General features: G+C 40.5%; 22 protein-coding genes and 2 tRNA genes. 9 read left to right on the forward strand and 15 right to left on the reverse strand.

The features are described 5' to 3' along the window. The first annotated feature begins 100 nt into the window (after positions 1–100). Entirely contained in the window at positions 101–1033 is a 933-nt protein-coding gene (locus VFC49_RS07415; RefSeq protein WP_324736685.1) for an SPASM domain-containing protein, read from the forward strand. Here the strand turns inward: VFC49_RS07415 and VFC49_RS07420 are convergent. Then, positions 1022–1924 (reverse strand): Lrp/AsnC family transcriptional regulator, encoded by a 903-nt coding sequence (locus VFC49_RS07420; RefSeq protein WP_324735014.1) that lies wholly within the window; start codon positions 1922–1924, stop codon positions 1022–1024. The two genes, VFC49_RS07415 and VFC49_RS07420, sit on opposite strands and share 12 nt — an antisense overlap. A 59-nt stretch (positions 1925–1983) precedes the next feature. Here VFC49_RS07420 and VFC49_RS07425 point away from each other — a divergent pair, with 59 nt between their 5' ends. Continuing rightward, the gene (locus VFC49_RS07425; protein WP_324736686.1) at positions 1984–2472 is read left to right on the forward strand and encodes an adenosine-specific kinase; all 489 of its coding nucleotides are present in this window, start codon (positions 1984–1986) and stop codon (positions 2470–2472) included. Here VFC49_RS07425 and VFC49_RS07430 read toward each other — a convergent pair. Next, on the reverse strand, positions 2462–3355 hold the full coding sequence (locus VFC49_RS07430; protein ID WP_324735015.1) for a hypothetical protein: 894 nt from the start codon (positions 3353–3355) through the stop codon (positions 2462–2464). The two genes, VFC49_RS07425 and VFC49_RS07430, sit on opposite strands and share 11 nt — an antisense overlap. Positions 3356–3413: 58 nt before the next feature. Between VFC49_RS07430 and VFC49_RS07435 the strand changes: the two genes are divergently transcribed. Next, positions 3414–3968, forward strand: a complete 555-nt coding sequence (locus tag VFC49_RS07435) for an XTP/dITP diphosphatase (RefSeq protein ID WP_324735016.1) — start codon at positions 3414–3416, stop codon at positions 3966–3968. 63 nt (positions 3969–4031) lie between these two features. Next, positions 4032–4484 (forward strand): Lrp/AsnC family transcriptional regulator, encoded by a 453-nt coding sequence (locus tag VFC49_RS07440; protein WP_013468101.1) that lies wholly within the window; start codon positions 4032–4034, stop codon positions 4482–4484. A gap of 127 nt (positions 4485–4611) precedes the next feature. Here the strand turns inward: VFC49_RS07440 and VFC49_RS07445 are convergent. Continuing rightward, a tRNA-Trp gene (locus VFC49_RS07445) sits at positions 4612–4751 on the reverse strand. A 97-nt stretch (positions 4752–4848) separates the two neighbouring features. On the opposite strand from VFC49_RS07445, the gene VFC49_RS07450 reads away from it, so the two are divergent. The 3 genes from VFC49_RS07450 to gor all read left to right on the forward strand — a co-directional run bounded on the left by VFC49_RS07450 (position 4849) and on the right by gor (position 8448). Continuing rightward, positions 4849–5082 (forward strand): hypothetical protein, encoded by a 234-nt coding sequence (locus tag VFC49_RS07450; protein ID WP_013468102.1) that lies wholly within the window; start codon positions 4849–4851, stop codon positions 5080–5082. Positions 5083–5241: 159 nt separating this feature from the next. Next, positions 5242–6366 (forward strand): fructose-1,6-bisphosphate aldolase/phosphatase, encoded by a 1125-nt coding sequence (gene fbp, locus VFC49_RS07455; protein WP_324736687.1) that lies wholly within the window; start codon positions 5242–5244, stop codon positions 6364–6366. Between the two features lie 123 nt (positions 6367–6489). Beyond that, entirely contained in the window at positions 6490–8448 is a 1959-nt protein-coding gene (gene gor, locus VFC49_RS07460; RefSeq protein ID WP_324735017.1) for a glyceraldehyde-3-phosphate:ferredoxin oxidoreductase, read from the forward strand. Positions 8449–8461: 13 nt separating this feature from the next. On the opposite strand, the gene VFC49_RS07465 is transcribed toward gor, so the two are convergent. From VFC49_RS07465 to VFC49_RS07475, 3 genes are read right to left on the reverse strand one after another with little or no spacing between them, the layout of a single operon-like run. Continuing rightward, entirely contained in the window at positions 8462–9706 is a 1245-nt protein-coding gene (locus VFC49_RS07465) for a hypothetical protein (protein WP_324735018.1), read from the reverse strand. After that, the gene (locus VFC49_RS07470) at positions 9637–10884 is read right to left on the reverse strand and encodes a DUF5711 family protein (protein WP_324735019.1); all 1248 of its coding nucleotides are present in this window, start codon (positions 10882–10884) and stop codon (positions 9637–9639) included. Before VFC49_RS07470 ends, VFC49_RS07465 begins: the two co-directional genes overlap by 70 nt. 11 nt (positions 10885–10895) lie before the next feature. After that, complete coding sequence (locus tag VFC49_RS07475; protein ID WP_324735020.1) at positions 10896–12290, reverse strand: hypothetical protein; 1395 nt, start codon at positions 12288–12290, stop codon at positions 10896–10898. Between the two features lie 253 nt (positions 12291–12543). Here VFC49_RS07475 and tpiA point away from each other — a divergent pair, with 253 nt between their 5' ends. Then, a complete protein-coding gene (gene tpiA / locus VFC49_RS07480; RefSeq protein ID WP_324735021.1) occupies positions 12544–13221 on the forward strand; it encodes a triose-phosphate isomerase in 678 nt (225 codons plus the stop codon). 38 nt (positions 13222–13259) lie between these two features. Here tpiA and VFC49_RS07485 read toward each other — a convergent pair whose 3' ends face one another. The 7 genes from VFC49_RS07485 to VFC49_RS07515 form a co-directional block, all read right to left on the reverse strand. Beyond that, entirely contained in the window at positions 13260–14285 is a 1026-nt protein-coding gene (locus VFC49_RS07485; RefSeq protein WP_324735022.1) for a TrmB family transcriptional regulator, read from the reverse strand. Between the two features lie 8 nt (positions 14286–14293). Next, complete coding sequence (locus VFC49_RS07490; RefSeq protein ID WP_013468107.1) at positions 14294–15400, reverse strand: ABC transporter ATP-binding protein; 1107 nt, start codon at positions 15398–15400, stop codon at positions 14294–14296. A gap of 9 nt (positions 15401–15409) precedes the next feature. Beyond that, positions 15410–16243 carry a carbohydrate ABC transporter permease gene (locus VFC49_RS07495; protein WP_324735023.1) on the reverse strand — a complete coding sequence of 278 codons (834 nt, stop codon included), beginning with the start codon at positions 16241–16243 and terminating at the stop codon, positions 15410–15412. Continuing rightward, positions 16240–17085, reverse strand: coding sequence for a carbohydrate ABC transporter permease (locus VFC49_RS07500; protein ID WP_013468109.1), 846 nt, complete (start codon positions 17083–17085; stop codon positions 16240–16242). Before VFC49_RS07500 ends, VFC49_RS07495 begins: the two co-directional genes overlap by 4 nt. Before the next feature lie 9 nt (positions 17086–17094). Then, positions 17095–18432, reverse strand: coding sequence for an ABC transporter substrate-binding protein (locus VFC49_RS07505; RefSeq protein ID WP_013468110.1), 1338 nt, complete (start codon positions 18430–18432; stop codon positions 17095–17097). Positions 18433–18559: 127 nt separating this feature from the next. Continuing rightward, on the reverse strand, positions 18560–19564 hold the full coding sequence (locus VFC49_RS07510; protein ID WP_324735024.1) for a Gfo/Idh/MocA family oxidoreductase: 1005 nt from the start codon (positions 19562–19564) through the stop codon (positions 18560–18562). Then, the gene (locus tag VFC49_RS07515) at positions 19561–20589 is read right to left on the reverse strand and encodes a Gfo/Idh/MocA family oxidoreductase (protein ID WP_324735025.1); all 1029 of its coding nucleotides are present in this window, start codon (positions 20587–20589) and stop codon (positions 19561–19563) included. The genes VFC49_RS07510 and VFC49_RS07515 overlap by 4 nt, the downstream gene beginning before the upstream one ends. 90 nt (positions 20590–20679) lie before the next feature. Between VFC49_RS07515 and VFC49_RS07520 the strand changes: the two genes are divergently transcribed. Continuing rightward, positions 20680–21822, forward strand: coding sequence for a glycosyltransferase (locus VFC49_RS07520; protein ID WP_324735026.1), 1143 nt, complete (start codon positions 20680–20682; stop codon positions 21820–21822). Between the two features lie 63 nt (positions 21823–21885). Here VFC49_RS07520 and VFC49_RS07525 read toward each other — a convergent pair. Further along, positions 21886–21961: transfer RNA gene (locus tag VFC49_RS07525), tRNA-Gln, on the reverse strand. An 82-nt stretch (positions 21962–22043) separates the two neighbouring features. Then, a complete protein-coding gene (locus VFC49_RS07530; RefSeq protein WP_324735027.1) occupies positions 22044–22727 on the reverse strand; it encodes a hypothetical protein in 684 nt (227 codons plus the stop codon). Positions 22728–22751: the final 24 nt, after the last annotated feature.

Consider the following 22751-nt stretch of genomic DNA (forward strand, 5'->3'; position numbering starts at 1 on the left):
CTGTACTCTCCATTTTTTGCAGACTAATATAAGTAGTAAGAAAAATCCGAATAGGAAAAGTATATATAGTCCCTTTTTGAACTATTTTTCGGTGAAGCTGATGGAAAAAATAGCCAGTGCAAACATCTCTCAACCCGAGATACAGAGATCATGGAACATTGCAACCATTGCAAAACCGCCATGGGCAAACTACTCTCACTCAGGAAAATTAGAACGGCTTATCTTACAGCTTGGACAAGGAAAAGGAAAATTTTCCGAAATTACCGGTATTCCGAGATCTATTGGATGTATTGGAAATAACGAATTCATACTAAGGCGAGAACCACTGAGTGTTGAGAGGATAAAAGAGATAATTCGGGAATTTTACTTCGCCAATGGAAGGGAGCTATACCTTACAAATTACGACAGCGTCGAATATCTCATCAGCGTTGCAAGGCATGCAGCTGCAATTGGCATTAAAGAGGTATACGCAGTCGTAAGAATCGAAGATATTGAAAAAATAATTCCAGAAGATGATGTTAGAATAATAGTAGAGCTTGAATACTCCAAAGAAAACTTGAAAAAACTGAAGGAGTTAAAGTGGGTGCATGGAGCATTAATAATGATGGAACCAGAACAATATGCAGAATTCATCAAAAGCAGACCAGAATTTGATGGGGAAGTTTATGTGGATCTTCTCTACCCCGGATCATTAAGGCACCTCAACTTCAATGTAATAGAGGTGAAGAGAGTACATTCTGCAACTGCGAACATGTACCATGACTGTCTTGCTGGAACGCTCGCAATAACGGCCGATGGTTATGCTCTGCCTTGTCCCCTCTTAAGGAACTTCATAGTTGGAGATGCAAAAAAGGAAACAGTTAAACAGCTCCGGAGAAAGAAGAGACTGAAAAACTTCTGGAAACTCACAAAAGATGGAATTGAAGAATGTAAAATGTGTCCATTTAAGTATCTCTGCCATGACTGCAGAGCTCTTGAGTATCAAGCAAGCGGAGACATCTTTGGCATTGAATACTGCAATTTAGAATTCTAAAATCGATCTATATCCACTTCCATCCTTTTTTACTCTTTCTGCAAACTTATAACTTGGTTCAATTCCTTCCAATAAATCAAAATAATAGATTGCAAACTTTTTAACATATCTGCTGAATTCAAATATTTTAGCTCCAATATCCTCTTTTGATGAAAAATACCATTCAACAAGATACCCCCGAGGTTTTAAAACACCGATGAGAATCTCATAGTTTTTAAACTTTTCAAGAAGCTTTTCAGAAAGTTCATCAGCTATCCCACAAAAACCCCTATCGTATGCAGTCATGTCAACCAAGGCAGAATATCTTCGGATTATCCCTGTTTCTTCAAGTCTCTTAATCATATATCTTATTGTAGGTCTGGACTTTCCAAGAATTTCTGACATCCTTGTTGGGCTCGTTCTGGCGTCATATTTCAATATATCCATCAGAATAGCATAGTCATAACTTAGATTCCACTCGCCGAACTCCTTGGGCTTTTCAGGATAAGCTCGCACTTCATAGTACTCATAGTCATCTGAATATCTTGAAAGCAACTCATCGATTAATCCCGTTTGGTCTTTTGGTATATGAAGAACTGCAGAAATTCCATTCTTGAATCCAAATATCGCAGCAATCGATGGTATAAATGGATTTTTTGACATCTCTGAGGCAACTCTTCTTAGCTCCTCTCGCGGAACTGACAAGAATGCGACATAGCTTTTTAATCCAAGCTTTGCGATATCATAGATAGCAGAAACATGAACGTATTTGCCGTAATACTTGTTATAGAGCCTTTTAAGTTTATAATAATCTATTCCTTCCCTCTTTGCTATCTTCAGGAGGCTTTCTCTTGGAGACTTCTCCAAGATCTCAGCAAGATACTCAACTTCCTCGATCTTTACCTCACTCATCTGACCCCACTAAGAAAAAGTTTTATGCCCTCGGAATTAAATTATTTTTGGTGATGGTTATGGTTAAGATTGAGGTTGTTGACATCGAAAAACCAGAAGGTGTTGAATGTATAATCGGACAAGGCAACTTCTCAATATTCACAGTTGATGATTTAGCGAGAGCATTATTAACAACCGTTCCCGGGATTAAATTTGGAATAGCCATGAACGAAGCAAAGCCACAGCTGACAAGATATACCGGAAATGACAGGCAACTTGAAGAGCTTGCTGCGAAGAATGCTGTAAAAATTGGAGCTGGACACGTCTTTGTAATTTTAATGAAAAATGCATTTCCAATAAATGTCCTCAACACTGTTAAGAGCCATCCTGCAGTTGCCATGGTCTATGGAGCAAGCGAAAATCCAATGCAAGTTATTGTTGCAGAAACAGAACTGGGAAGAGCTGTGCTAGGAATCGTTGATGGTAAAGCGGCAAACAAAATTGAAACAGAGGAACAAAAGAAAGAGAGAAGAGAACTCGTAGAAAAAATAGGATACACTATCGACTGAAAATATCTGTCCTGTATGTAAATTTTATGTCAAATATTTTCCCTCTTTTTGTTATCCCAAGATACTTTATCGCCCCCTCCATTGATATTTCAAACACTGTTGTTTCTCCATTCGCAAAATGTAAAAACAAGAACTTTTCAATATTTTGGGTATCCATAACCACTTCACTTTCAACTGTGCTCTTACCGGGAATTAGAATTGAATCAGTAACAGTTGTTCCGAGGGTTATGCTATTTGCCCTAAATTCATAAGTTGGAAATTGGACTAAAATAGGAGACGTGGAATTGTTGATGTATGTGAGTTTCATTCTGAGCGTTCTCCCATCCCACGTAACTCCTGAGAACTTTACCAAAGGATACTGAAGCCTATAATACCCAACATTTTCTTCTCTTCCCAAAAACTCTCTATTGATGATTTCAGCAAATGGATTTGAAGACACTTCTTTGATCTTTGAATGAACGTAGATAGGAGCCTTTACTGGTCCAAATTGAACAACAATTCTCCCTTTTATATAGAGTTCGGAACGCCATCCACGGGCTGCATGATAGTAAAACCATTGTTTTAATGCTTCCATAGGAATCTTCCCTTCATATATAATTGTATTTTTAGAACCCCCAGCCAATACTCCAGAAGATGTATTGACAACAGCCAAGAGATGGTCATCATAGTATAAACCGAGATTATGGGAAGCATATTTGACATCCAGAGTTATGGGATTAGGAACAATTACAGCAACCGTAAAAACAAGGGAATCATCAGAGACTTCAATAAGATTTAACTTAGCTCCTAAAACATAAGCTGACCCTATGTACTCCCCGACTTTGTGGTATATTCCAAAGGACATCACCAGCAAAAAGATAAGCACCATCGCTACCTTCTTCATTTTAATACCCAAACTTTTATTTTGGAATTAGGATATTTAATCGTTATTGGTGGTAGGGGTGGAGATAATATTCATAACATCAAACAGCGGAAAACTCAAGGAGGCCCAAGGATATTTTGCTCCTATGGGAGTTAAAATTATCCAGCAAAAAATTGGGTATCCAGAAATTCAGGCAAAAGAGCTGGAAGAAGTCGTCAAATTTGCCATTGAATGGCTCAAAGACAAGATTGACAAACCCTTCTTCATAGATGACTCGGGGCTATTTATTGAAGCATTGAACGGATTTCCAGGAGTTTACTCCGCGTATGTCTTCAAAACTCTCGGAAATGAGGGTATTTTAAAGCTTATGGCGGGAGTTAAAAACAGAAAAGCGTACTTTAAAAGTGTTATCGGATATTATGATGGGGAGATACACATTTTTAAGGGAGTAGTAAACGGGAGAATTGGATATACAAAAAGAGGAAATCTCGGTTTTGGATTTGACCCAATATTTATTCCCGAAGGATTCACTAAAACTTTTGCCGAAATGACAACAGAAGAAAAAAATAAAATATCCCACAGGGGCAGAGCATTAGAGGCATTTTCAAAATGGCTAAAGGAAAACCTTATATAATGGTTAAACGACAAATGGAATAGCTCATGAGTTGAAGAAATGACAATACTGCGAGGGGTTAGGATGGGGGAGGTTTTGGACAAAATAGATTTGAAACTTTTGGAAGAATTAAAAAAGAACGCAAGAGAAAACATAGCGGCACTGAGTAAAAAGCTTGGAATACCCAGAACAACTGTCCACTATCGCATAAAGAAACTCGTTGAAGAAGGAGTTATAGAGAAGTTCACTATAAAACCAAATTACAAAAAGCTTAACTTAGGAACAACAGCTTTCATTCTGGCACGCTATGATCCAGATTCTGGACTCACCCAGCGAGAGGTAGCTGAAAGAGTTGCAACCATTAATGGAGTTTATGAAGTCCATATAATTGCCGGAGAGTGGGATCTATTAATAAAGGTTAGAGCGGCATCAGCTGAAGACATCGGAAAAATAGTAATCGACAAATTGCGGGAGATAAAGGGGATAGATCAAACAGTTACAATGGTTTCATTCGTTACAGTAAAAGAAGATGTATGAGGGCGATGATTAGCGTTCTCCTTTCTGATTTTATGATGATGCGAGGAATTGTATGAGCCCTATACAAACTTGGTTAACAAACTCATAAAAGCGTGTAACTTTGTCAGTAAAGCTTCTATTAAAATTGTGGTGGGGGCGCGGGGATTTGAACCCCGGTCCGCGGGTTTCTCCGGGTCAGAGCTCCAAAGGCTCATCCCCAATCAGCAAACCCGCCTGTCTTCACACCTCTGGAGCCCGCGATGATGGACCAGGCTACACCACGCCCCCATGTTCAATACTCCTTTACCAGTGTACCAACTTATAAGCTTTATGCCTGGGCGGAAATTTTATTAACTTCAACTTACAAAAATATTTGGTGGATACCATGAGTGCCATAATGATTGGTCAAGACAAATTTAAGATCAGCGAGGATGAGGTAGCAAAGAGAGAGCTTAAAGTCATTAAGGTCAGTGACGACGTTATACAAGTACAGGAAGAGATTCATGGGATCATAGCTCTTGTGGGCGCAACAAGCACCGTTAATATCAAGAAAGAAGAGCTCAAAAACCTGATCAAAGTAGTGAAAGAAGAATTTGGATGGACTGATATATGCGAGTAAAGCGTTGTAAAAATATCTATTATGTTTTTGTTTTTCTAAATTATATCTTGCTGAATATCCTGTTTTTTACTGATTCTTTGTATCATTTGTAGTGATACATGTTTGCATTAACAAAATTTTATAAGCTTAAAATAACTTATAAATTACTTGGTGATGAAAGTGGCAGTTGGAGAAAAGATAACAATTAGCGTAATAAAAGCAGATATTGGGGGATGGCCAGGACACCACAAGGTTCATCCAGCATTGATAGAGAAAGCCAGAGAAATATTATCCAAAGCAAAAGAAGATGGAACAATCATAGACTTCCACGTCACATACTGTGGCGATGATCTACAACTGATAATGACGCACAAAAAAGGAACCGACAGCCCAGATATCCATGGACTTGCATGGGAAACATTTAAAGAGGCAACAAAGACAGCCAAAGAACTCGGTCTTTATGGAGCTGGCCAAGATTTGCTTAAAGATGCATTCAGTGGAAACATCAGGGGGATGGGACCTGGAGCGGCAGAAATGGAGATAACAATAAGGAAAAGCGAGCCAATAGTAACTTTCCACATGGATAAAACTGAACCAGGAGCATTTAACCTCCCAATATTCAGAATGTTTGCAGATCCTTTCAACACTGCAGGACTTGTGATCGATCCAAACATGCATATGGGCTTCAGATTTGAAATTTGGGACATCAGAGAGCACAAAAGAGTAATAATGAATTCTCCAGAGGAAATGTATGACATTCTGGCATTGATTGGGGCAAAATCCAGATATGTAATAAAAAGGGTATTCCCCAAGGAGGGACATAAACTCCCGAAGGATGAACCGGTTGCTGTTGTTTCTACAGAGAAGCTTTATGAAATTGCCGGCGAGTATGTGGGAAAAGACGATCCCGTCGCAATAGTGAGAGCACAGAGTGGTTTGCCAGCTCTTGGAGAGGTTCTTGAGCCCTTTGCATTTCCGCACTTGGTAAGTGGCTGGATGCGTGGAAGTCACAACGGACCAATAATGCCCGTACCCCTCAAATACGCAACCCCCTCAAGGTTCGATGGACCTCCAAGAGCTGTAGCTTTGGGGTGGCAGATAAGCCCAGAAGGAAAGCTGATCGGCCCAGTTGATCTCTTTGACGATCCAGCATTTGACTGGGCAAGACAAAAAGCATTGGAGATCACTGAATACATGAGAAGGCATGGACCCTTTGAACCGCACCGCTTACCTCTCGAGGAGATGGAATACACCACATTGCCAGGAGTTCTTGAAAAGCTCAAAGACAGATTTGAACCCCTTTAAGGCTCTTGCCGCTTTTTTATTTTACGTACTTATCTGTACATGCTCCCAGAATCTTTTTTATGACAAAAACCTTAAATAACTCTTTTTTTAAATTAACACCCAGAGTGATACGGAGGGATAAGAATGAAATTCACAACCCTCAAAATTAACCTGAAAACCAAAGAAATCAGCATGAATGAAATACAGCAGGAAGGAATCTACGGAATAATTGACTATGCCCTCTATCTTCATGATGAAGTCTATAAAACATATGAACTCGATCCCTACGACCCAAAAAATGTTACCGTCTTTGGGAAAGGGCCATTCGCAGGATCAGTTTTGCCTGGAGCCCACAGACTTGTATTCATCTTCAGATCACCACTCTATGGAGCCCTCTTCCCATCAACAATGGGCGGGGCAGCATACATTTTTCAGAGAGTTGGTGTGGACTTCGTAGTTCTTGAAGGAAAAAGAGAGAAACCAACCATTATCCTGTTGCAGGGTGATGGAAAAAACGTTAGCGTTGAGCTTCATGAGATGGAGCTTGAAAAGCTCTTACAAATCTGGCGTAGCTATAAAGGGGAAGAGGGAGTCTATGCACTAACTGAATACCTTATTGAAAACTTCAAAGACAAATTTGACGAAGAATTTAGAATCGCCTGTGTAGGACCGGCATCTCTTAACACCAACTTTGGAGCAATATTCTCACAGACTTTAAAAAATGGAAAGCGTGTAGAGGGAAGCGAAGACTGGGCAGCTCGCGGCGGTCCTGGAAGTGTTCTGCTCAGGGCACATAATGTTGTGGCAATAATCTTTGGAGGAAAAGCCAAGAAAAAGTTCCCAGGTGAGAACATAGGAGATATAAAAGTTGCAAGACCCATAGTTGAAGGAGTTCATAAAAAGCCCATGTTTCAAATTATCGGAGAAAAAACAACCAAGTATCGCTATAATCCAAAGCTGAAAACCGGCGGAACGTTTGGAGGAAACTATCCAGCTGAAGGGGACTTTGTCCCAATTTTAAACTGGCAGATGCCCTACATTAACAAAGAGGATAGGATTAAAATCCACGAGAACATAATGAAGCACTACTGGGAGCCTTTCAACAAGGAAGCAATAGAAACCAAAAACTGGACAACCTGTGGAGAACCGTGTCCAGTTGTATGTAAGAAGTTCCGCAGAGGCCACCACGTTGAATATGAGCCGTATGAAGCCAATGGACCATTAAGCGGGAGCATTTACATCTATGCAAGCGATATAAGTGTCCATGCGGTCGATGCTATGGGTTTTGATGCCATCGAGTTTGGTGGCTTAGCCTCATGGGTGCTTGAGCTTGTCTATAGGGGGCTACTCAAGCCAGAGGAAGTGGGATTAAGCGGCAAACCAGACTTTACAAAAGATGATCTGATTCTAAAGCCCGTTGAAGCCAGTGAAAAGAACGCAAGACTTGTTGCAGAATTGGCTCATAAGGTAGCTTTTGCAGAAACAGAAATTGCCAAAATCCTCGGCTTAGGAAAGAGGAAAGCAAGTGCAATACTTGATGAGAAGTTCAAAGATAGGCTGAAATATGGGGAAAGCTTCAAGGACTATGCAGTCTTTACACCTCTTGGCGAAGATGGAGAAATCTGCCCGACAATGTATTGGGCTATAGGAAATTACATTCCACTGCCAATCCAAGGGAGGTACTGGACATTTTATCAGTTTGGCGTTTTCCTTGAGCCAGAAGAGTTAGCAAGCAAAATAGTGGCAAGTGCCCTGTATGAGTTCTGGTATGACAATGTTGGATGGTGCAGATTCCACAGGGGATGGATGAAGCCAGTTCTTAAAGCTCTCTTCCTCGAAGCCTATGGCGAGAATGTTGACATGGAGGAACACGCAAAGAAAGTCATAAGAAAGCTCATAAACTATGCAAAGAAAGCTGGTTATGAGCCTGTATTCTGGGACAGCATGAGGGTCGTTGATTTGGTTGCCGCTGGTGCTGAAGAGTTTGGAAACGAAAAGTGGGCAGAAAAGTTCAAAGAAGACAAAGTTGGCACTGCAAAAGAATACCTCAAGAGAGTGCTTGACACTTACAGTGAAATTTTGGGAGTTGATTGGACGATTTAAGGTTCCTTATTTCTTATTTTACCCTCAGGATACTTATGAGGTTTTGCTCCTCTAATTTATAAGCCACCACTATATAATTTCTATAAACTCCAATTTTGAGAGTTTGTACATTAAGAGCCTTTTGCTCGTCAATAAGGCTAATGCAGTTAATTCTCTTGGTTTTGTAATTCAAAACACATATTCCATAGATTGTTGACGGATTTTCTTGACCTATGCAGGGATTTGTACCTTTATAGGCAAATGTAAAGAAATGTTCATTTCCATTTCCTTTCACACTTTCAATGAACAAGCAGCTACTCATGTTCCAAATTGGGATCCTTCCCAAGATTGAGCCATTATAGGAGATTTCTACTATGTCAAAATTCGTTAGACCATAAATTATGCCATTTGATACGGCAATTCCATGAAAACCAGATTTTCCAACATGATAGAAGTTTCTGTTATCGGGGAGTCTCCAGACAACTGAATCATTTTTGAGAGCCATTATGTACCCACCTGTAGGGTAGTAGTGGACTTCTTTGATTTTCCACTGCTTGTTATCTCTCACAACCCGCTTGTAATCACCAACACTTACAATCACTGTATCGTTAACAACCGCGATTCCGCTTATTGTTCCGTTAATTTGGAACACCCTTATTCTGTCCGTAAGACTGATCAATTTAGAGGTATTTTTACTAGTATGCCCGAATATAAGGAATTCCTTATCTGTTTTCAAAATGTGGGGTGTCTCACTAAAAGAGAACCTCAAGTTATTGAGGAGTATAACAGTCGAATTCTGTAGTTCCATCTTCCATCCGTTGAATTCAAACACAGGTGCCGATAATCTAATGAGTTCTCCACTGGGACATTTAACTTTATAATACTCCTCATTGATCCTTAGAAACATGAAATTGTCTAAGAAGTAATATCCAGAAACTGTCAGCTGTTTCTCAACGGTACCGTTCCCCATACTTAAAAATTTCACCATAGAATCTTCAAGGACAAGGAGTGAGCTATTACAATAGAAAAAGTTTTCTCCTTTTGCAGTCCACGTTAAGGAAATGTTCCCATGAAAATTCGCTAATGACTCGTTGGTATTTTCCAAGAACCTCTTTTGATTCCTTTCATGAGTATGATTAATGCCTATAATTAATGTTAGCACAACAAAAATAATAAATACATGGGGGAAAATGTGCTTCATATTTAAGGTCATGATGCCGTCCCCCGCCTTCTCGTTAGGATTATAAGAGAAAGTAAAATTATAAACCCATCCCCGCATATGACCCTCCTTGTAACGCTCTTTGTTTCAGTTACAGTTACTGTACTTGTTTTCGTTTTAACTATGGTTTTGGTTACTGTTTCAGTTTTTGTCAAAGTTCTTGCATACTTATTAAAAAGGAGCTTAATTTCACCATTTTGTGAACCAATCACGATATATTTTCCATCTCTTGAAATTTCAACACTTGACCATTCTCCAACTTCAGATTCCCAGAGAATTTTGCCCTCGTTATTAAAAAGATAAACCCTGCTTCCAACGACAGCTACAACGAATTCACCATTTTGAGATGTCGAAACATCAAAATAATAAAACACTCCACTTGCATCACTAATTCCACTACCAAAAGAATAGTACGAGATCGGACTTAAAACTTGAGACCACAGAACATTCCCACTCTTATCAAAAAGATACACATGGGTTGTTCCAACTGTTGTACTCCCCAAAACTTCTCCAGTCTCAACAGATTCAACAGCTATATAGTTGTTACTTTCAGATATCCCCACGTCCAATATGTTACCCTCTACAGAATAACTCCAGAGCAACTTCCCATTATTTTCAAAAACGTGTAGCTTTGAGCCCACACCGACGACGACATAGTTTCCATCAGCTGACACAGAGAGAGGATAAATCCTCCCGCTGAGCCTTTGAGTCCATATTAGTTTCTCATCTTCAAAGAAATACAGAATTCCGTTTTCTGTACCTACCGCTATGTAGCAACCACAAGAAGATACTGACGCCCCAATTGATTCATTAAACATCAATCGGGCGATTAATTTTCCATTTCTATCAAGGATGTAGAGTTCTTTCTTCCCTACTCCGATAACTTTTTCCCCATATTCTGAAATTAAAATTCTCTCTATATTCGATATATTTTTGTACTCCCACAAAAGTTCTCCATCTCCAGCAAGCAGGGCAATATCCTTTCCTCCCACAGCTACATAATTGTTCTTTGAGAAGGACAGGGAAGACATGCCTTCACGTTTCCAAAGCAAGCTCCCATTTCTATTAAACACATAAACTCTTTCTCCGTTAGATGTTCCAATTGCAGCTATGTAAGAACCATCAGGTGACATTTTCACTCTATCAATAAAGTCCTTTGTGTTGTACATCCATTGAGATTCAAGTTGAACCAGAGACATAAAAACGAGAAACAAAATGATAGAGGAAAAAGCCTTCATTTAAAATCCCCCTATTTTTTTGCAAAATATTGAGATGCAGTGTCATCTGGTGCAAAACATCCTCTACAATGTGCATTCGCCCATTCACATGCCAAGCCACAATCCCCCCTATATTTGCATGCTAGTACGTAAGGCCATACCATTAAATTAGTTACCATCGAATATGGTGGATTCTGTGGATTTGTAGGTAGCTCTCTAAGCCAACTTTTTGAGGGATGACAGTAACCTGTGCTCATATAACAGTTATACTGAAAGATTAGATGAGTTTGTTGGTAGGTATGGGCCTCTCTATTATATGCGGTAGCAGTATAAAAGAATTTTATTTGGATTGATCTTATATTGAGGTTGTATTTTCTGCTCATATAATCAACGTAAGGTTTATATGTTTCGAAAATCGCACTTGGGCTATTACTAGAGGGGAATTTGTATAAACAGTAGTCCGCAACATGGGAGCTTCCACTGGGATATGTATCGGAATACATTCCTATCCATACCACAGCAGGTCTAAGATTTACAAAACGAGTTCCATCACCTAATGGATGCCCAAGGGGATCTGGACAACAGCTCACTACTTCACCCTTTCTAATTTCTCTACAAACATACACAATATTGCCGTTCTCAGTCTTTTTCCAACATTCCCACGGAGAAGGCGTGGATCCTAAGGGAGCTATGCCAAACATTGTACTATAGAGTATTTGCTTCTGTCTGGTTCTCTCCAGCGCCTCATATGTGTACAGTTCATCTCTTTTCCTTAAATATTGATAAATCTCGTTCCAAAGTTTTCTTTTTTCCTTGATTATTTGTAGAACATTATTGATCGAAGCTTGGTTGTTCTTAATTTTTTTGAATGTTGTTTGAAGCTCATATTCTAAGTCCATTATTTTATTAAACGTATCTTCCGCTAGATACCAGTATAGTTCAGCTATGTCACTTGGAGTTTTTATCTTTCTATTTATTCTATTTGTTGGTAACAATCTCTGAATATCCATAGTATAATTATTAACAATTGCTTCAGTGTCGTAAGTAGTGTAAAGGCTTCTCTGATACCTCTTTAGAATCTCCTTTACAGTTTTTCGTCTCTTGTAGAACTCAAGTTCACTCTTTAAAAGCTGAACTTCATCCTCAAGCTTAACAATCTTCTCAAGAGTTTCAATGCTCTTAGTCCTGTTGAGTTCAGCGTAAAGCTTCTGCAATTCCTCTTCTTTTTGATTAATCACTTTGGTTAAATTCTCTATCTTTGCATTAACTTCACTTAAAGCTTTATCAACATCAAAACTCTGACAGCAAGAATCACACTTCTCAGTCTTAACTTGCAAATCCCTGACTTCTTGGAAGTTCTCTTGAGCAAAAACTAAATTCCCAAAAACCAACAACACAAGGATGCCCAAAACTACCCACTTCCGCATTCTGCCCCCCCCAAACAAGATCATCAATAATACCATATGCAGAAGTAGTATAAATACTTTTCCAATTACGAACTAAACAAAAAACAAATTACAACCACCAACATCAAAATACAAAATTCCCAAAACAACAAAGTAAAAACAAATTACTCAAAACTTTTGATTGGATATTTTTAGCAAGAACTTAGGGACTTAGATTGTTAAGATAGACAAAACCATTTAAACCTCAAGAACATATTCACCATAGGTGATATTCATGAAATTGAAGGAACCGATTATTGCAATCAATTTTAAAACATATGCCCAAGCTACTGGAGAAGGGGCTTTGAGAATAGCTAAAGCCGCTGAAAAAGTTTACAAGGAGACGGGGATAACAATTGTAGTTGCTCCGCAGTTAGCTGACCTCTACAGAATAGCCCAAGAAGTTGAGATTCCAGTCTTTGCCCAGCATATTGATCCAATAAAGCCCGGCAGTCATACGGGTCACGTTCTACCAGAGGCCGTTAAAGAGGCTGGAGCTGTCGGAACTCTGTTAAACCATTCAGAAAACAGAATGATTTTGGCTGATTTGGAGGCCGCAATCAGGAGAGCTGAAGAAGTTGGCTTAATGACAATGGTCTGTTCAAACAACCCAAAGGTTTCAGCCGCTGTTGCTGCATTAGACCCAGATTATGTTGCTGTTGAACCCCCAGAGCTCATAGGAACCGGCATACCGGTGAGCAAAGCAAAACCTGAAGTTATTACGGACACTGTTGAGCTTGTTAAAAAGGTCAACCCAGAGGTAAAAGTTCTCTGTGGTGCTGGAATTTCAACAGGTGAAGACGTCAAAAAGGCGTTAGAGCTCGGAACAGTTGGAGTCCTCTTAGCAAGCGGAGTTACAAAAGCAAAAGATCCAGAAAAAGCAATTTGGGATTTAGTTTCCCTGATTGTCTGAATCTTCTCTGTTTTTAATGCTTATTTCCTTGAAACAGGTTATGTTCCTTCAATAACTATCAAATCAGCCTCAATATCTTCAAGAGAGGAATTCCAGCCACCAACCACATACCTTTTCCCATCTTCAGTTTCAACTGTGATATTGGAAATAACCTTAGCCTTGTCCTCATAATAATCCACGATCCTGCCTTCAATCTCTACAGGCTCCTTGCTTTTAACAAACTTTCCTATGATTCTAACTTTTGAGTTCACTAAGTTGAAGAGTCGTATATCCCTGACCAATTTTCTTATGTGAATGTATTCCCTTGGAAGGATGAGCTTTCTTTCTTCTTCATACACTGTCCTTCCAGTGGGCCAGAGAGCATGGTAAAAGTACCTGTCAAACATGAACAGCAAATTCTCGTCTTTGATTATCATGGCATAGCCATGGAGGCCAGAAGTTTTTGAGTTTAATGCTTCACTTGGAGCATAAATCCCAGTTTCCTTATCTTGGATCAGGATAAAGGGATCCGGAACTTCTCTAATCTTAATTTTATGAGCAACTGGGGGTACTTCACCAACGCCGTATACAAATAGATCTATCTCAACCCCCATTTTTTTCTTTTTTATTAGATCGTCTTGAATTCTCTTCAGGAAAGGAAGAGGGAGAGCAAGAGAAATGTGTCTCTTAGCGTTTTTGATCGCATCCTTTACATATTTTTCAAATGTTATCTTGCTTTTTACAACGATTATATTGCCTATTTCCCCATCCCTCGGATTGTAAATCTCTTTCAACATTTCTTTTACCAGGCTAACTTTTCTGACATATTTACGTTCAATTTCGGAGAAGACCTTTTCCGGATTAACTGCAACCACTTTTTTAGGTCTCCCACCGATTGTTATCACAAATCCCTTCCCCATAAGAGTTCTAATCACGTCGTATATCCTCGGCTGGGGAACTTTTGATAGAGTTGCAAGCTCCCCAGCCGTTAATGGACCTTCCTTTATCAGAGTAAGGTATGCACTAACCTCATACTCGCTGAATCCAAGTTCTCTGAGGAGTCCTTTAAGCTCCTTTTCGCTCATAGTATCCCTCAGATTATCGCTTTTTCAGTGCTCTTATCAAAAACATGAATGTTGTCAAGGTCGATGATTATATCAACAGGCCTTCCAAGCTCAATTGGTACATGTCCTGGTATTTTAATTTTTATAATTTTCCCTCCAACTTTAGCATGAATTATTGTGTCTGTTCCCAATGCCTCAACAAAGTCAACTGTACCTTTAATCTTAGCTTTCCGTTTAACATGAAGGACCTCTGAAATTCCCTCAACGGTCATGTGTTCGGGCCTTATTCCAAATACGACCGTTTTATTCACATAATCCTTCAAAAATTCTCCCAAGTCCTCTGGAAGCAGAATTTCAAACCCTTCCCCTTCAAGGGCAATGCCCTTGTCAGTTTCTTTAACAGTTACATCCATTAAGTTCATCTCTGGAGCTCCGATAAAAGTCGCAACAAATATTGAATTAGGCTTAGAATAAACCTCAACAGGAGGTCCAACCTGGAGGAGCTGTCCTTTGTTCATAACCGCAATTCTGTCTCCCATTGTCATTGCTTCAACCTGATCGTGGGTAACATAGATAGTTGTGACCTTAAGCTTCTCTTGAAGCTTTTTGATTTCAGCACGCATCATGACCCTAAGCTTTGCATCCAAGTTCGAAAGAGGCTCATCCATTAAGAGAACATCGGGCTCAACAACGATTGCCCTTGCAACTGCAACCCTCTGCCTCTGACCACCACTTAGCTGTGCCGGATACCTGTCCAAAAGTTCCTCTATTTGAAGAAGCTCGGCAGCCCATTTTACTCTCTTGTCGATTTCTTCCTTTGGATACTTCTTTATCTTCAAGGGGAAAGCGATGTTATCATAAACAGTCATGTGTGGCCACACAGCATAGCTCTGGAAGACCATTGAGATGTTCCTGTCCTTGGGTGGCAAATATGTAACGTCTCTATCCCCAAACCATATTTTGCCGCTTGTGGGTGTTTCAAGACCCGAAATCATCCTGAGTGTTGTGGTCTTACCACAGCCACTTGGTCCCAATAAAACCAAAAATTCTCCATCTTTTATCGTTAGGGTTAACTCATTTACTGCCGTGAAATCTCCAAACTTCTTCGTTATTTTTTCCAACCTTACTTCAACCATGGTAACACCTCACTTGAGCGTTATACCCCACATGCTTACGAGGTATTTTCTTGCGAAGAATATGAATATCATGGCTGGAAGGGTCATTATGAAGGCTGCAGCGAATTTATAATACGGAGGTGCCGCCCCTCCACTCGAACCCGCCATTATTGACAGTATCTGAGCAGGCAAAGTCCTGTTTTTAAGAGTTAATATCGACGCAACAAAAACCTCGTTCCAGCTCATCACAAATGTAAACATTGCAGCGGCTGCCAAGCCGGGAAGTGCTAATGGTAGTGTAATCCGGAAAAAAGCACCAAGCCTTGTCACACCAAAGACCATTGCTGCCTCCTCAAGCTCTTTGGAAACACCTGCAAATATGCTTGAGGTTATCAGCACAACGAAAGGCAATGCCATTGCAGTGTGAGCCAATGCAACCCCAAGGAGAGTATCTATAAGATTGAGCTTTATGTAAAGCACAACCAATGGAATTGCCATAACCGGAATTGGAAACATTCTGAGGGCTATTATTGACAGCTTTATTGTATCTTTTCCTGGAAAGATGAACTTTGCTATTGCATAGCCAGCGGGTATACCGAGGGAGAAGCTTATGATGATGGTTAATATGGCAACTATAACGCTATTTTTAATCCCATCCCATGCTCCAAGAGTAAAGAGCAGGGTCTTGACCCACTGGGTTGTGTAATGCGTTGGAATAACTTTGTGGGGATCATAATAGTCAAGTTTTGAAGAAAAGGCATAGAGGATTGACACAATTATTGGAAGGACTATCCATATAACGACTGTAAACAGGAAAGAGTATAAGAGCAGTTTCTTCAGCATAAATCTTGTTTTGTCGTTCATGTTCTCACCTCCAAGTACTCAGCCTTGAGGAACTTAACGTACATGGCACCCAAGAGGATTGAGAGAGCCGCTATAGTAAGGGCATATATTGATGCCACCCCGTAGTCTTTTATGAAAGTGAGCTGATAGAATCCTTCTCCTGCTAAAACCGGTATGTCTCTGCCCGCAAGTATCCATACTACACCGAACACCTGCATTGCGAAGAGGGTTCTTATGATCAGAGCACTCTGAATTGAAGGTTTAAGTAAGGGAATTACTATTTTTCTCATTCTTGTCCAGTAATCAGCACCAAAGACTTCTGCTGCCTCCAAGTATTCCTTGCTTATCATTTGCAGACCCGCAAGGATAATAACGAAGACAATTGCCGTTGCCCTCCATAACTCCTCAATAACTATTGCAAGGAACTCCATATTTCTATATTCATATCCAAAAAAGTGTATGGGCTGGGTTATTAAACCAAGATTAAGAAGAAGTTTGTTCAAAAATCCAGCATCGGTAAGCATGGTATACCAAATCAGACCCCCCGCAACATCACTTATTGTGAGGGGGATTATCAAAGCATAAAGGGCAAGATCTTTACCCTTAAATGTCCTATTCATAACAACAGCCAATATAAGAGCCAAAAAGAGCTGAATAGGTATGATCACAACAGCAAGGGCGATTGTATACTTTAAAGCTTGCCAGAAATAGGGATCACCGATGGTTCGTCTAACATTGTCAAGGGTAAAATGTCCATTTTGAGTAAACGCCAAATACAACGCCTGAACAAGCGGATATCCAATGAAAAAAACGAGATACAAAACGGCAGGCAAAAGTAAAAGATAGGGGAGGCGGAGCTTCATGCCAACACCTCACGGCACTTCTATTCCTTTCTCCTTAAATAACTGCAACAATTTTGGTCCAAGTTCGCTGATAACTTTCTGTGGGTCTTCTCCCTGGAGGACGATTCTTCTGAAAGCTTCTTTATAGATGTTCTTGAATTCACCGCCCTTGTCTCCAAGGTTCGGTATCATCACAATCAGTGCATCTGGAGTTGATGATTGGGCAGTAACACCTTCTGCAAGTATCTTAAGTGGGCCTTCCGGAATTGCATTCGTTGCTTCCTTAACGGTTGGGAAGAACCCAACATTCTTAAGTACTTCAACTTGAGTTTCTGGCTTTGTTAGGTAGTCAATTAACTTCCATGCAGCATCTGGGTTTGGAGCACCTTTTGGAATCGCAAGACCAGCAAGAACAACTATGAATCCTCTTCCCTTCGGTCCTCTTGGCACTGGAACAACCACAAATTCATCGGGTTTTGTCTGGATTGCGTTCTTAATTCTCGCAGTGTGATCCCATGCAATCAAGACTTGTCCTGTCAGCAGTGGATCGCTCATTGCATCCCAAGTTGTGGATGCTGGGTTAACGTATTTCCACAGCTCCTTGAGGTAGTTCCACATTGTTACTGCTTCTGGGCTGTCAAATGCCTTAGCCTCATATCCAGTGAAACTTGGATACAGGTAACCGTGCAGGAATCTAACAAAGAGACCATTTGGCCCTGCTGGGAAACCAACCTGTGGCTTTCCGGTCTTTTCATAGAGGTTCTTTGCCCATGCAAGGAATGCATCGTAAGTCCATTTGTCAGTCCCCTTAATGACATCGTCCTTTGTTAAGCCAGCAGGAAGATAGTCGAAGGCTTTCTTATTGACTACCATAACGTATGTGGCACTCATCCAGGGAACATAGACCTTCTTTCCGTTAATTGTTGCATACTTTTCAAAGCTTGTGATAAATGTTCTGCCTTCAAGCTTTGGCATTTTACTGAGATCCATGAGCCAGCCTTGGGAGTTGAAGTAGTCAAGTCCACCGTGTAGGTCTCCAATTACATCAATAGTAACTTTTCCAGTTTTTTCTTCACCAGCAAGCCTTGTTGAAAGATCAGTGTAACTCATTGGGATGAAGTCAACATCAATCCCATACTGCTTTTTAAAGTTCGCAAGAAGTGTTTCCTTAACAAAAGCCCTTTCTTCAGGAGGTGCCAATTGAGTTGAGACCCAAACAATCTTAGCGGGAGTTGTTGATTGTGTCGGTGTTGTTTGGGTTCCAGTAGGTGTGGTCGTTTTTTCTCCCCCAATACAGCCGCTTGCTGCTACTGCAAAAACTATCAAGCCAACCAAAAACAAACCAAACATTGTTTTTACTTTTTTCATTAGCCCCCACCTCAGTACGCTAAGTCACTAAAATTTACTTAAAGGAGATATATAAACGTTATGATAAAACCACTTTTAGTTGTTGTATTTTGTAAAGAGAAAAGAGAAGAAAATTAGAAAATTTATGCTATAGCCGCACTATCTTCCCAGTTTTTGAAGATTCATAAGCAGCCAAAACTATCTCCAAGTTTTTCCTGGCATCTTCTCCAGTTATTGGGGGTTCCTTATCCTCAAGTATAGCTTCGATGAAATACTTAACTATACTTTCGACGTCAGGCCTCTCCCAGTATATCTTCTCAGCCCTATCCTGATAGACTGTGAAATCCGGATAGGCTGTCCTTACGTCCAAAAAGCCGTCCTTACCGAGAATGTAGTATTTCATCTCCAACCCATATGAATACCCCTTTGGATTGCCCCAGCCAGCATTCAGAACAGCAGTGACACCATTTTTAAATTCAAGAACTGCGGTTCCAATGTCATCCACGGGGAAACCGTAGATCTTAGATCCAATATCCGCATAGACTTTCTCAACGTCACTCTCCGTCAGCCAGAGAAGTGAATCAATGCCATGGGGGGCTGTATCCATGAAGCCTCCTCCACCTGCTTTATCTTTGTCTAAAAACCAGCTCATATCAAGACCTTCAAGGAATATTGGCGGTTTAACGTATTCTGAGATTGCATAGACGTATTCAAGAGTTCCAATTTCCCCATTTTCAATCATGCTCTTTGCCTTTCTGAGAGGAATTGTAAATCTTGGATTGAAAGGCACCATCAGTTTAACTCCAGCTTTTTTAGCTGCTTTAATTATCTCATCGGCATCCTCAAGCGTCAGAGCAATTGGTTTTTCCAAGAGAAGATGTTTGCCTTCTTCAATAACTCTAAGGGCAACCTCTTTATGGCGATAGGTTTCAATTGCAACATAAACCGCATCGATTTTTTTGTCTTTTAACAGCTCATCATATGTCTTGTAAAACTTCGCCTTAAACCTCTGAGCTTCCCTCTTTGCAACATCAGAATTCGAGCCATCTCCAGAAATTGCATGGAGCTTAACCTTGGGATTAGAGGCAAAAGTCGAGCCATACCTTAAGGCATGGGGATGAGCATAGCTTATAATCCCTACATTAATCTTCATGAGACCACCCCCAGCTCAATGGGCTCTCCTTTTTGGGCAGATTTTATTGCCGTTTCAGCAATTTGAAGTGCAATGAGAGCATCTTTTGCAGTTATCACTGGTTCTTCCTTGCCAAGAATCACATTGAAAAAGTGCCTCAGCTCTCTTTCAAAGGCATCTGGGAACGTTGAAAGCATTGGTGAAAAGCGGGGCATTTCAAAGTGGCTTTTGACAACACCAACAACAGGAGTATCCATTGGCGTGAACCTTATCCGTCCATTTTTGCCGAGGATGTCTAAGTGATGATAGAACACTCCATAGCGCGCTGGATAGGAGTAAGCCCAGCTTACTTCAGCAATTCCGGTTTTACCCCCATCGAACTGGATCATCATGACAAAGTGATCGTAAGTGTTGTTAACTTTTGCCTCCTTCCTTATTGCTTTCCCGATTCCCAAGACTTTAACCGCTTCACTTTCAAAGAACCATCTCAGGAAATCTGTAACGTGAACTCCTAAGTCAATTGCAACGCCACCACCTTTGTGGGGCTTCCAGTACCATGCTGTCTCCGGGAAGGGGAGCCTCTGGACTTCAGCTTTTCTTATTTGCATGGGCAGTATATTTCTCTTTTTGATAATCTCCTTAATCTGCATCCACCGCTTATCAAATCTTCTTGTATGTCCAACTAAAAGCCACAATCCCTCTTTCTCCGCAACCTTAATCATTTTTTCCGCTTCCTCGCTCCTCAATGCAATTGGCTTTTCAACTATAACATGCTTTCCAGCTTTTAGGGCTTTGATTGCAATATCAGCATGAGTGTAAGTAGGGGTCAATATTTCAACCACATCCAAGTCAAAATCAAGAAACTCATCCAAGCTTGTAAAATACTTGGCGTTAAATTCTTTTGCTGCCTCTTTTGCTTTTTTTATCCTAATATCCATAAAAGCAACGGGCTTTACTGTTTCAAGGTTCTTAAGAGCGTTTTTGTGTGCTAAATTGAATATATTTCCGCAACCTACAACGCCTACCCTTAATTTGCGGTCTGGCATAGGGCATCACTATTAAGGGGAGGGAACAAAAAGTATATAACGTTTTTCATTATAAACCACTTTAGATGGTTGTATTTTTGGGTGATAAAAATGAAGGTTATGGTGGGGATACCAAGCTACAACAACGCCGACACAATAGGCTTTGTAGTCAAACAAGCAGCTGAAGGATTGAAAAAGTACTTCGGGGGAGGAATAATAGCCAATGCTGACGGTGGAAGCAGCGATGGAACAAGAGAAGTTGTTATGGAAACCAGAGTTCCAGAAGGAGTGGAAGTAATGAGCTTCGTTTACAAGTGGCCAATTCCCGGCAAAGGTAGCGCAATGAAAGAGCTCATGGAGCTCGCAAAGGAAAAAGATGTTGATGTTCTGGTTTTTGTTGACAGCGATTTGAGGAGCATAACCCCCGAGTGGATTTACAAATTCGCCAAGCCAGTTGAAGATGGATATGATTTTGTTGCTCCGCTCTACATAAGACACAAATATGATGGCACGATAACAAATAACATCGCTTATCCAATGACAGCATCCCTCTATGGATACAATGTTAGACAGCCAATTGGGGGGGACTTTGGAATCAGTGCGAAGCTGATTGATGTTTACTTAGCGGATGAAGAGGTTTGGAAAACAGACGTTGCAAGATTTGGTGTTGATATATTTTTAACAACAACAGCCTTAGCTGAGGGGTTCAGGGTAGTTCAAACAGCTTTGGGCTTAAAGATTCACAATCCGAAGGATCCAGCTGCCTCTCTCGGTCCAATGTTCAACCAAGTCGTTGGCACTTTGTTCATGTTGATGAAAAAATATGAAGAGAAATGGAAGCCAGTTAAAAACATTAGAGACGTTGAAGTATTTGGGGAGATACAATGGAAAGAACCAGAAGAAGTGAAGGTTACACTTGAGCTTTTGAAGCAAAAAGCCAAGGAACTTTTCAAAGAAAATGAGGGCACTTTAAAGAAGGCTTTAAGTGAAGAAACATTTACCCAAGTCACAAAAGCCCTTGAGACCTTTGAACTTGATGATGTTCTCTGGAGTCATATCCTATTTGATGGAGCAGTTGCATACAAGAGGGGAATCCTCAAGAACGCTGAACCACTGATTCCGCTCTACTTTGCAAAGACCGCCGATTTCGTTGAAAAGACAAAGGAGTTAACAACAGCAGAGGCAGAGAAGATAATCCAAGAGAGGGCAAAGATCTTCTTAGAGGAAAAAGACTATCTGCTTGAGAAGTGGTGAGCTTTTGTTCATTCATCTTTTTCTTGAAGTTTTCAAGAGAAGAGAAGCTGGAGCCCGTTTGTGTGGTAGCCCCGCGGGGATTCGAACCCCGGTCGCGGGATCCAAAGTCCCGCATGCTTGGCCGCTACACCACGGGGCTGCCCGATAGATTGAAGTGAGGGTGAATTTATAAACCTTACCTTTATCCTTATTCCAAAAAGTTTACGACAAAACTCCCGAGATCAAAAGATAATCTCTTCCTCCCCAACCCCCAAAGAGAACTCCGAAAGTACTTTATCAAAGTCGCCCTCCGCTGTAAATATGAATCCGCAAGTGTCGCACTTTAATGCAGGACCTTCCACTCTGAGCGGAGAAAAGCATATGGGACATCTGTACTCCTTCTCCTCCAGCTCTCCAAAAACTTCATCAAGCATAACCAAAATTTTCAGCTCATTTTCCCAATCTTCATGAACCATTCCCCAGTAAGGGATTGATATTGGAACCCTATCCTCCAAAATCAATGCATTTATTCCAATACTCCTAATCCTTGGAGGCAGTTTCTGTGCAGGCTCAATTGAAACAACATCTTGGTCATAAAACTCAATGTGCTGGGCTCGAATTGTTATACCAGAAGAGAGCCTTTTGTTCAGAGGATAAAGCTGGACAAATAGAGCATTCTCTGGCTCAAAGTAAGCGGTTAAGCCGAGGTTTTTCTTCGTGAAAAAATAGACATAGGTTTCATCGTCAACACTTTCTCCAGCCAATGAGAATCCAAGCTTAGCCAAGGCCCTTTTCAAGAAGAGAGGCTTAGGAAAAGAACCTCTAATCAAGAGATGCTCTCCTATCCAGCCGGCTAAAGGCATTGAGTATCCTATAAAATACTGCCTCTGCACGCGAAGATAAGCAATGCTTGGAATTAGCTTCATAACAAAAATAAAAAGGTGTTAAAC

Origin of the sequence: Thermococcus sp. SY098 (assembly GCF_035621495.1) — an archaeon.
Classification (GTDB): domain Archaea; phylum Methanobacteriota_B; class Thermococci; order Thermococcales; family Thermococcaceae; genus Thermococcus_B.